General features: G+C 68.8%; 8 protein-coding genes. 2 read left to right on the top strand and 6 right to left on the bottom strand.

Annotated elements, in window-relative coordinates; genetic code table 11:
* Positions 1-50: 50 nt before the first annotated feature.
* Positions 51-1,103 carry a hypothetical protein gene (locus ACIQM0_RS38320; protein WP_401295633.1) on the bottom strand — a complete coding sequence of 351 codons (1,053 nt, stop codon included), beginning with the start codon at positions 1,101-1,103 and terminating at the stop codon, positions 51-53.
* A 194-nt stretch (positions 1,104-1,297) separates the two neighbouring features.
* Complete coding sequence (locus tag ACIQM0_RS38315) at positions 1,298-1,711, bottom strand: hypothetical protein (RefSeq protein ID WP_401295631.1); 414 nt, start codon at positions 1,709-1,711, stop codon at positions 1,298-1,300.
* 353 nt (positions 1,712-2,064) lie between these two features.
* Between ACIQM0_RS38315 and ACIQM0_RS38310 the strand changes: the two genes are divergently transcribed.
* Both ACIQM0_RS38310 and ACIQM0_RS38305 read left to right on the top strand, forming a co-directional pair.
* On the top strand, positions 2,065-2,286 hold the full coding sequence (locus tag ACIQM0_RS38310; protein ID WP_401295629.1) for a hypothetical protein: 222 nt from the start codon (positions 2,065-2,067) through the stop codon (positions 2,284-2,286).
* A 307-nt stretch (positions 2,287-2,593) separates the two neighbouring features.
* Entirely contained in the window at positions 2,594-4,015 is a 1,422-nt protein-coding gene (locus ACIQM0_RS38305; protein WP_401295627.1) for an NF041680 family putative transposase, read from the top strand.
* A gap of 413 nt (positions 4,016-4,428) precedes the next feature.
* On the opposite strand, the gene ACIQM0_RS38300 is transcribed toward ACIQM0_RS38305, so the two are convergent.
* From ACIQM0_RS38300 to ACIQM0_RS38285, 4 genes are read right to left on the bottom strand one after another with little or no spacing between them, the layout of a single operon-like run.
* The gene (locus tag ACIQM0_RS38300; RefSeq protein WP_401295625.1) at positions 4,429-5,418 is read right to left on the bottom strand and encodes a thiopeptide-type bacteriocin biosynthesis protein; all 990 of its coding nucleotides are present in this window, start codon (positions 5,416-5,418) and stop codon (positions 4,429-4,431) included.
* On the bottom strand, positions 5,400-6,623 hold the full coding sequence (locus ACIQM0_RS38295; protein WP_401295623.1) for a lanthionine synthetase C family protein: 1,224 nt from the start codon (positions 6,621-6,623) through the stop codon (positions 5,400-5,402). The genes ACIQM0_RS38300 and ACIQM0_RS38295 overlap by 19 nt, the downstream gene beginning before the upstream one ends.
* The gene (locus tag ACIQM0_RS38290; protein ID WP_401295621.1) at positions 6,620-6,943 is read right to left on the bottom strand and encodes a hypothetical protein; all 324 of its coding nucleotides are present in this window, start codon (positions 6,941-6,943) and stop codon (positions 6,620-6,622) included. The genes ACIQM0_RS38295 and ACIQM0_RS38290 overlap by 4 nt, the downstream gene beginning before the upstream one ends.
* A gap of 3 nt (positions 6,944-6,946) precedes the next feature.
* On the bottom strand, positions 6,947-9,685 hold the full coding sequence (locus ACIQM0_RS38285; protein WP_401295619.1) for a lantibiotic dehydratase: 2,739 nt from the start codon (positions 9,683-9,685) through the stop codon (positions 6,947-6,949).
* Between the last annotated feature and the right edge of the window lie 165 nt (positions 9,686-9,850).

Here is a 9,850-nt window from a genome sequence, read left to right as displayed (position 1 = left end):
CCAACATGCCCATGGCCGCCGACCGGCCGGGATGCCGCTGCGCCACACGTTCAGGTGACGACAAAACTCCTATCCACTCTCATTCTGCCCTCTGAGAGCAGGCCATCCAGGCAGGCACCGAACCAGTTGTCATCGAGCGCATGCCAGGCCGCATCGTCGATGTATCCCTCGGCAGCGGCGCACAGGAAGCCGGGAGAGAACAGAGGACTATGCCCGTAACGCCGTGCATCCATCGCGGCATGCAGCACGGCTTGAGGGGCGGGGCTCGCGTTCTCGTACCTGCGCCACAACTGTGGCGCACCGGCAAGAAACTGCGATATTCGTCCGCTTGTGGCTTGTTCACGAGCCATCACCAGACGAGGATCTGAGTTGATCAAGTGAGCAGCCGAAGTTAGCTCATCCTTGGTGAAGGCAACGGGCATCGCCACCGTAACCGCCAGATCGGCGAGCTGCGAGGAGCCGTCGAGCAGCTCATCGGCTGCTACATCGGCCTGCGAGAAGCGGTCCCACAGATCAGGCCACATGGTCCCCAGCGCTAGGACCGGGCCCCGGCCACGATCCCACAGCAAGTCTTGCAAAGCGGACGTGATTTTCTGAACCTGGTCATTTCCTAGCAAGTACAACTGCGCTTCGTTGAGCCACAGCACTGTGTGCGGACCTACTGCACCCTGCTCCAGTGCCTGCAACAGCCCCCGCGGCCGATCTGGCACAAGAGGATGAAGCACCTTCCACTCGGGCAGCTCAGCCCTGATGGCCTCCCAGCAGGCACGAGTTTTCCCACCTGAGGAACTGCCGGTGACCATCACCAAACGACTCTCATCCTTGGCCGCACGGACCTCGCTGCGCAGGAGATCATCCAAACGGTCAGGCCTGAGGACGTACGGGGGCAGCTTGGAGAGCGACCGCTTGTCGTCCTCGACGCTGAGAGAAGGGTGTACTTCGAAACGGAGGGCGTCGGCCGACCGCAGGCTCGAGATTTTCTCCAACGCGTACGCCGGCCTTGGGCCCGCGGCAGGCTGTGGGCCGACCAGGAGATTTCCTTGCACGATGGTCAGGTTGTTGTTCCCGGTGACCGCCAGCCCCAGATTCTCTCCTGCGGTCACTGACCGGCCAGCGCCTCCGTTCACCTGCTGAACTGCTTGGTCGTCAGAGGTAGGGTCCGCCCCCAGGGAGCGGCCGACGACCGCCTCCTCGCCCGAGTTTCTCGCCGACTTGGTGGGCCAGTCCTTCTGGTCTGTCTCGGTAACGGCTTCCGACGATCTAGGCCGAGGAGAGCGGATTCGGCGCCACCAGGAAGTCACAACTGCTGGTTCCCGTCACCAGTGATGGCCTCACCGAGCGAGCCACCGGCATGTACCCCTCGGATGCCTGCCGCCGGTACATCACGCACCGGCCAGGTCGGATCATGGGGAGCTGGCTGCGGCGCAGGCCCAGACCGCCGATTGTTGTCACCCGTCACAACCAGCCCAATGCTGTGGCCGACCTGCACCCCGCGTTCGCCGGCCACGGGCGACTCGGAGACGTGAAAGAGAGCGAACACCGAAATGACGAGGCCGATTGCCCCAAGCCCCGCGCCCGTGATGCTGGCCACCCGGTCCGCGGTATCAAGATCTACAAAAATCGCCAGTAGCACCAGCCCGACCAGGACCACGGCAGACACTGCCGCCGCAGCCCAGATCCACCGCCTCCTGCTCGCTGAAACTGTCACCATGCCTACCTCCGAACAGAGCACCTGACCTTGAGCACATGAACTTAGCGCTCTGTGACGGGCAACTTCGTGTCGGGCGCAGCGTCGTCAAGGTGCACGGCGCAATCAAGGCACTGATATGCGTCCGAAGCGGAACAGATGCTCGCGACGACGCAGCGGGCCTGGCATGCTGCCTACCGTGAACTCGCCGTTCCCCGCCCTCGCCGCACCACTGAGCTGCGCCATCGCCTGTTGATGTTGTCCGTGCGGATCCAGTGGCATCCGTTCTGGTCCACTCCTGGCGGCCGCGTCCCCGCGGCCCGGGTGGAGCTGAGGCGCCTCGCCCGATGCCAGGGACAGCTCGAGGCGAGGACGGCATGAGCCGGACGCACGTCCTGTCCGACCGGCAGACAGTCATCCTGCGGGTGATCGGGGACTGGGTCATCGAGTACGGGGAGGCGCCCACGGGCCGGGAGATCGGGGCGCGGGTCGGGCTGGCGAGCACCGGATCGGTCGCCTGTCAGCTCGGCCGGCCCGAAGGCCGGGGCCTCGCCAGCCGGACCGGGCACCGGAAGCGCTTCTGCCGCCCGTGCGCGTGAAACACCGCCTGTCGACGCGGCACCCTACGTCCGTGGGACCGGGTTGTGAGTAGGCCTGGAGCAGCGGCTCGGTCGCGTCCGGCTCGGGTATCTCGAAGTGCGCGGTCTGTTGCCGCGCTGTGGGTTGCGGCTACGTCTGTGGAGGTACGGCAGCGTTGGGTGGCCACTTAGCTTGACGTCTATCGTCCGTAGTCGAACGTGACCTCGAACTTGCCGACGTTTCAGCTGAGTAGCTGACGTGAGAGCGGCCTTCGTCTGATCCTGTGCTCCGTCACAGAGGCACTTGACCAGTACGAAGGCCGTAGCCATGAGTCTGCCGCAGCGGGATGCCCCGCGGGATGCGTTTGTCGACCTCGCTTCCTTCCGGACGGAGTTGTATGCGTGTCTGACCGGACGGCGCGACGCGTTGTTCGAGCTGAGTGACGCCTTGCTCTGCGCGGACGGCCCGGTGAGGACGCTGGTCGAGCTCTCGCTGGCCCCTGAGTACCGGCGTGGGCATGGTGCGTTGTACGGCGGAGTGAATCGGGGGCACCTCGACGTGTCCCGGCTGCGTAGGGCGCTGGTGGGGCTGCCGCTTCCACGGACGGCGGAGGGGCAGCTGGTCCTGGCGGTCGATGTGAGCAACTGGCTGCGGCCGGATGCGAATACCAGCCCGGACCGGCTGTTCTGTCACACGTATGGCCGTGGCAGGGGCTCGGCCCAGATGATCCCGGGGTGGCCCTACTCTTTCGTGGCCGCTCTGGAGCAGGGGCGGACGTCATGGACTGCCATGCTGGACGTGGTCCGGCTGTGTCCGTGGGACGACGCGATCGCCGTCACCGCCGCCCAGATTCGGGAAGTGTTCCAGCGACTGTATGTAGCAGGCCAGTGGCAGATCGGAGATCCGCCCGTCCTGGTCGTCGCCGATGCCGGCTACGACGTGACCCGCCTGGCCTTCCTGTTGACGGACCTGCCCGTCGAGATGCTGGGTCGGATGCGTTCGGACCGCGTCCTGTACTTCCCACCCCCGCCGCAGCCGCCGGGCAAAGTCGGCCGCAAGCCCAAGCGCGGGACGGAGTTCGCGTTCGAGGTTGCGGCAACTCAGCCGGCCCCGTCCGTCACCACGGCGACCGACACCACTCATTACGGGAAGGCCGTCGCCACAGCCTGGGACCGGCTGCACCCGCTACTGGTCCGGCGCTCGGCTTGGGCCGAATACCCCAAAGGAGAGCTACCGGTCATTGAAGGCACCGTCATCCGCCTTCAGGTCGACCACCTTCGTGGGGACCGCAGTCCCAGGCCAGTCTGGCTGTGGTGGTCGGGCACCGCTGCTACTGCCGGTGACGTGGACCGGCTCTGGCAGGCGTTTCTGCGCAGATTCGATCTTGAGCACACCTTCAGGATGCTGAAGCAGACAATGGGGTGGACCACTCCCAAACTCCGAGAGCCGGCCGCCGCCGACCGCTGGACCTGGCTCGTCATAGCTGCCCACGCCCAGCTCCGTCTTGCCCGGCCCCTCGCAGAGGATCTCCGCAATCCTTGGGAACGGCCCGCGCGTCAAGGGCGCCTCACACCCGCACGCGTCCGTCGAGGATTTCGCCGCCTCCACAGGAAGACCCCTCAGCCGACCGGCGCACCGAAATCCACCATTGCAGGCCCCGGTCGGCCAACCGGCACGAAGAACAGACATCGTGCACGTGTGCACCCCGTCGGGAAACGGGACAAACCAGATCCGCCACTGTCGTCATAGTCAGCACGACTGGATAAACGTCTGGCTAAGTGCGTTCTGTAGTGGTCCCGCGGCCGTCGAGGGAAGTGCCGCACGCCAGCCAACCGCCATTGAGAGCGCAGGTAGGTCGCCGTTTGAGCCACCGAGGGGAGCCTCGGTGATCTTGAGGTGATGGGGATCCGACTTTGTACCGTCCTCGGGTCGCCTGCGGCTATTTGCACCCAGGACTCGTGGGGCAACGAGACCACGGTGCCCCCTTTCCGGTCGGCGGCGACATGGACGACTGTGAGGGTGTCGGACATGTCCACTGCATGGTGGTCAGGCTGTGCCGTACTCGGCGTTGTCGCCGTCGCGGATGTCCGAGCCGACGACCACGATGTTCTTCGGGGCTGAGGTTCTTCGGACGGTCCTCCCTGCTCTTGTTTTGGAGATCGTTATGTCCGGCTCTCCGTGTGGAGAATCGCCGCTCTGGCTGCCCAGGCCAAGATGCTCTGGCCTCGCATGGAGAGTCCGATCCGGTTCCAGTGGAAGATCACGTGGTAGCTGAGCACCTGCCTCAAGCCGCGGTCCAGCGTTCCGGCTTGAACAGCCCGGCGGAGCTCCTGCCCCGTGCTGCGGAAGGCGGCGGCCCACTCGGCGACGGGCTCCAACAGCCCGCCGGGGCGCAGCATTACGTCGCTGTCGGCGAAGAGCAGCGGCCGGATCTGCTGGGCGCGGGCGTCGAGATGGCCTGCTGGGACGTCGCTAACGGCCGATCGGTGCTCCTCCGTGATGACACGGTGCCAGACGTCCCCCTGCTCGTACCACTCCAGGCCGGCAGCGCGCATCGTGATCGTGCAGAGGAGAACGGACAGCTCGCGCGGTCCCACGGCCAGGTCCCCGCGCTGCCTTAGTTGCTGCGCCTCTCGGCTGTCGGTGACGAACAACGCGTGCGCGGCCGTCATGCTGGCCGGGCCCCCGAACGCTGCGGTTTCCTGCTCGTAGATCCCGGGCCACCACCGTTGCAGGTGACCGTCGGAGACGAGACGGTCGAAGCTGTCGCCGAGGGTCAGTTTGGTTCCGGGCTCGGGCGGTAGACGAAGGCGCATGCGCCAGCACGGGTGCTTGCGGGTGTACCACCAGCCGTCGATGTTCCCCGCGACCTCTGCCTCCCGCAGCACGGGGAGCACGTGCGCGGTGAAGGTGGTGTCGGCGTCCGCCCAGTCGGTGAAGTGGAGGTAGGCCTGCCACCAATCGGTGGTGGCGGCGTGACGGGCCAAGGCCTCCCGGCCGGCCTGGTCGTAGACCGCCACGGCGTCGGACAAGACCGTTGGTTCCATCCCGTACTGGGCTGCGACGTCGGGGATCGGCAGGCCGGTGAGGGAAGCGGTGACGGCGCGCTGGATCGGGCGCGGTTCCGTCAGGATCAGTTGATCAAGAGACATGCGTCCCATCCGGTAATCGGGGCCTGCTGTGAGGCGTGGGTGGTGAGGGCGAGCGCGGTGCCGGCGTCGCCGTTGATCAGCCCGGTCGCGTGGAGGCCGCCGGGTTGGGCGTGCGCTGCGAGGGGGTCGCCGAGGCGCTTCGGCAGGGTCTGGAGGCGGGGGTCGAGGGCGTCGGCGGCGGCGCGGAAGGCGGTCTGGTAGATGCCTGCCCAGCCGTGGCACAGGCCGGAGTCGGTGACGTGGGCGAGTTGTTCGGGGTCGGTCAGGGTGCGGTACAGGGCGTCCTCGTAGAACGCCTGGAGGTTGGGGGCGCGCAGGGCGAGCCCGGCGAGTTGCCCGGCCCGTGCGATGCCCGTGGTTCCGTAGCACCAGCTCGGCCGGGTGGGGGTGTCGTGGTGGGGGCGTCCGCGGCCGAATTCACGGCGCGAGATGTGCTCGGGCCACCAGGGACCGGAGGGACTGAGCTGGCACCAGACGTCAAGATGTTCGCAGATGGTCCACATGGCCTCGTGGTGGCCGTTGACAGTGATGCCGCGGCGCAGGGCTTGGGCCAAGAGGAGGAGCGGGCCGGTGATGCCGTGGGCGGCACCGAAGTTGGCGTGGCCGCCCGGGAAGTGAGGGGATTCGCCTCGGGCGGGATCGTGGCGGACCCACCAGCCGGGCAGGCCGAGGCCACCAGAGGCGAGCGGGCGGGCCAGGGCGACGAGGTACCGCAGGACGCGTTCCAGGGCGAGCCCTTCGGGGTCGGCGCGCAGTAGGTAGGCCCCGATGCCGGTGAGTCCGTAGAAGATGTCGTACTCGGCGAAGGTGGGCAGGTCGCCCTTGCGGATGCGGGTGAGCGCGGCATCGACGCGGCGGTGGGCGAGATCGGTGATGTGCTGGTGGAGCGTCCCGCGCGCAGGGTCGTACAGGTGTTGGAAGGGCGGCGGAACAGTGGTGAGGACGAAGCCGATGGCCGGGGCGCCGAGGAACAGGCCGGTGGTGTCGGCCGCGCTGATGTGTCCTGCCGCTGCGGCGGTGATCCACCGGTGGGCGGGGCGCCAGGAGTCGCCGTAGCGACTGGCCATCTCGATGTGCAGCAGGCTGATTCCGGCGGCACCGTCGGCGAGGGACTGCACGGTCCAGGGTTCGTCCGGGGGCGGGGGAGCGGGTTCTGCGAGTTGGGCGGTGTACTGCTTCAGGACCGCCGCGGTGGTGGCGGTCATCGGGCCGCCATCCGGTGCTGAAGGGCTGCGGTTCGTACGAGCCGGAGTGTGGTTTCCTCGGTGCGCGGGTCGACTCCCAGGGCCCGGATGTGGTGCTGGTGCAGTAGCGATCGGGCGACATCGAGCGGATCACGCTCACCGGTCAAGGTGTTCCGATAGGCGGCCACGACGGCGGTGCGGGCCCGCCACGCTTCGGTGACCAGGGAGCCACCGGGGAGGGCCGCGAGAGCGGAGGCGCCGTTCGGCGCGGCGAGTTCGAGCACCTGGCTACGCAGGGCCCGGTCCAGTCGCCCCTTGCTCTGGGGGAGGTTGCGCAGCAACCACTACTCGGCTGTGGCGGTGTTCGGCGCCAGAGGGGTGACGAGGCGCAGGGCGCTGGCTGCGGCGAGGGCCTGCGGGGCGAGGGCGTCGGTGCGCTCGGTGAGCTGGATCTGCGCGAGGGCGGCGGCAGAGTCCGCCGTGAACACCTGGTGCGCGGCGTCCATGGCCGCCGCCCTGCCGAAGCGCCCGGTCTGCGGCTGGTAGGGAGCCAGGATGAGTCCGGACGACAGACCGAGCCGGTGCAGGTTGTCCGCCCAGGTACGGATGTACTGGGCGGCGGTGCCGTACGCCTCTGGCGGCAGGTGCAACGTGAGGTCGAGGCGCTGGTCGGCGTCCGGACGGGCCATCTCCCGGTGCCGGGTGAACCACCAGGCCGGCGGCTGCTCGTCGAACGCTGCGAGAAGGCAGGGCAGATGGCGGCTCAGGATCTCGTCGTAGCGGCGTGGGTGTGCGTGGAGCTGCGCGAGGAGCACGTTGCCGGCGCCCGGGAGGTGTTGCTCGGGGGCCGGCGAAGTGGTCGGGCGGAATGCGGGTACATCGGTGGTGCCGGGCTGGGGCCGGCCCAGGGAGAGCCAGATTTCGTGTGCTCGCCCGATCCAGCCGTGGGCCTCGCCGTCCGGGACCTCGCGCAGCTCCAAGCGTCTGGTGCTGTCGAGGTGCGCGCGCAGTACCCGGCGGTGGACCGGATGGGACAGGTCGAGGGGCAGGCGCTGGTCGTACTCGATCATGGCCGCCTTCATGGGCACCCGTAGGCGGTTTCGCCAGGTGTCGAAGGCGTGCTCCCACTCCTGGGTCGTGGCTTTGCGGCCGGGCAGGTCGTCGGCCACGAGCAGCCATCGGGCCTGCGTGAGGATGGTGCGGCGGTAGCGCACTCGTGGGAGGTACGGGAGGCGGGAGCCGGCGCCGAAGTCGAACGGCTTGTAGGCGGCGTACCGCCCGTTGGCCACCTCGGCGAGGAAGCGGGCCAGCGGCGGTGTCTGCGTCCCGCCCTCCAGGGCGTGCAGGACCCGTACGTCGATGCGCCGGCCGGTGGAGAGCTGTACGAGGTGGAAGCTGCGCGGGTCCGCGGTGACGGCGATGTCGGTGAGCTGGATCGTCGTCTCGTCAGCTTCCCGGTGGCCGGAAAGCTCGATGACGTGCGGTAGCAGCCGCGGTGTACGGGTGACGTTCTCGTTGCGGTGTCGGCGTGGCGGGAACACGAGCTGCGCCGTGAGGACGCCCGGAGCTCCGTCGTATGTGGCGGCGAGTGCGTCCTGGTGCTCGGGTGGCAGGAGGTGGGCGAATCGGCCGGCCATGCTGCTGCCGGGCCGTGGTGCTGCGGTGAGGAGGACGTCGAAGGAGCCGCGTGAGAGGGCCGTGGCGCTGGGGGAGTGGACTTCGAAGGCGGTCTCCACTCGGGGTACGAACAGTCGCTCGTCGCTTCCGGCGGCCTTCTCCAGGGCGTCGACCATGGTGTCCGTCAGCCGGAGTTCGTTGCGTCCGTCCAAGAGGGCTTGTTGCACTAGGGCGAGTAGCAGTTCGTCGCGGTCGGTGCGCAGTTTCAGGGCGGCGCCGCGTTCGGAGCCGATGTATCCGGCGGGCAGGCCCAAGCCGCTGTCGGCGACCAGGTCCATCACCGGCACCAGGGCGCCGACGCCGTACCGGGCTCGAAAGCGGCGGTGGTAGTCGCGCCAGTGCTGGTAGCCGTAGGGCTGCGGGGTGGTCCGGTACAGGGCCGACACGGCTGCTTGCACTTCCGCGATCACGGCCTGCGGGAGCTGGGTCTCGCAGTCGAGGGCGGTGTCGATGAGCAGCGGCGTCGGGGTGACGGGGGTGAGGGCCCGCATTTGCGTAGCGAGGGCGCTCACGTGGGTGTCGGAGAGTGTCGGCTGGTGGGAGGACACCTCGTCGCGCAGCGCGTACAGCGCGTGGACCAGGTCCCGCACCTCCGGGATGGTGTCCGCCTGATGCCGGTCCAGTTCGCGGCACAGGTGCTGGAAGGCGTCCACGGTGGTCATGGGCGCCCACAGGCTGGTGATGAGGAACTGCTGCTCGACCAGGCCCAGGAGGAGAGCGTCGATCTTGTCGTTGGTGGCCTGGGGAAAGCCGGCGCGCAGGTGGTCGTGGAGTTCGCCGTACGGGATGGGGGCGCGGGCCGCGTCCATCGCGGCGGCCACCGGCCGGGCGTTGCGGACGGACACCTCGACGGGGGCCAGGAGGACGGCGTGGCCGTCGGAAGGCGGGCCCGGCGCCACGAGCCGGTCGCCGCGCGTGTGAGCGGCGTTGTTGGCGACGAGCGGTAACCGCTTCAGTAATGCGGGGGTGCGCTGGAGACGCAGGATCATGTCGGTGACCCATTCGGCGTCCGGCCGGATCATCGCGCGGTGCTTGTCGCGCCACCGCACGCCGGCCCGGGGCCCGACGGACACCGGGGCGGTGCCGGCGAACAGGCCGAGCGGGGTCGGGCGGTGCTGCCACCGCAGAAGGTAGGAGGCCGTCGACATTGCGGTGCGGCGCACGTGACGGGGCTCGGCCTGCCAGCCGCGTACGACGGCTTCGATGGCGTCGGATAGGGCGGGGGTGGCCGCCTCCAGCGCGCGGCGGAAGTCTTCGCGCTGCCAGATCCGGTTCAGCCATCCGCGGGTGACGGCCACGTCGTCCAGGTCGAGGGTACGGGGGATGTCTGCCGGTCCGGGGCTGGTGGTGGCGCGCAGCATCGCCACGCCCTGCCACTGGTAGCCGGCGACTGCTCGGGAAGCCATGAGGCCCTTCCGTCAGGCGGCGCGGGGGAGGGGAGAGGGGGAGAGGGGCCGGTGGGCCGGGCGAAGCGCGTCGCCCCGCCCCCCCGCGCGGGGCCGCCCGGGTCAGGCCCGGGGCGCCGGGGCGGCGCCGCCAGCCGAGGCGCCCGGAGCCCCGGGCCAGCCACC

The organism is Streptomyces sp. NPDC091387 (assembly GCF_044756945.1).
GTDB lineage: Bacteria > Actinomycetota > Actinomycetes > Streptomycetales > Streptomycetaceae > Streptomyces.
This window is presented reverse-complemented; position numbering and strand designations above follow the sequence as displayed.

Coding starts and splice junctions, on each gene's coding strand:
- ACIQM0_RS38295 (WP_401295623.1), bottom strand. CDS start 6,623: ATGACCGCCACCACCGCGGCGGTCCTGAAGCAGTACACCGCCCAACTC.
- ACIQM0_RS38305 (WP_401295627.1), top strand. CDS start 2,594: ATGAGTCTGCCGCAGCGGGATGCCCCGCGGGATGCGTTTGTCGACCTC.
- ACIQM0_RS38300 (WP_401295625.1), bottom strand. CDS start 5,418: ATGTCTCTTGATCAACTGATCCTGACGGAACCGCGCCCGATCCAGCGC.
- ACIQM0_RS38285 (WP_401295619.1), bottom strand. CDS start 9,685: ATGGCTTCCCGAGCAGTCGCCGGCTACCAGTGGCAGGGCGTGGCGATG.
- ACIQM0_RS38310 (WP_401295629.1), top strand. CDS start 2,065: ATGAGCCGGACGCACGTCCTGTCCGACCGGCAGACAGTCATCCTGCGG.
- ACIQM0_RS38315 (WP_401295631.1), bottom strand. CDS start 1,711: ATGGTGACAGTTTCAGCGAGCAGGAGGCGGTGGATCTGGGCTGCGGCG.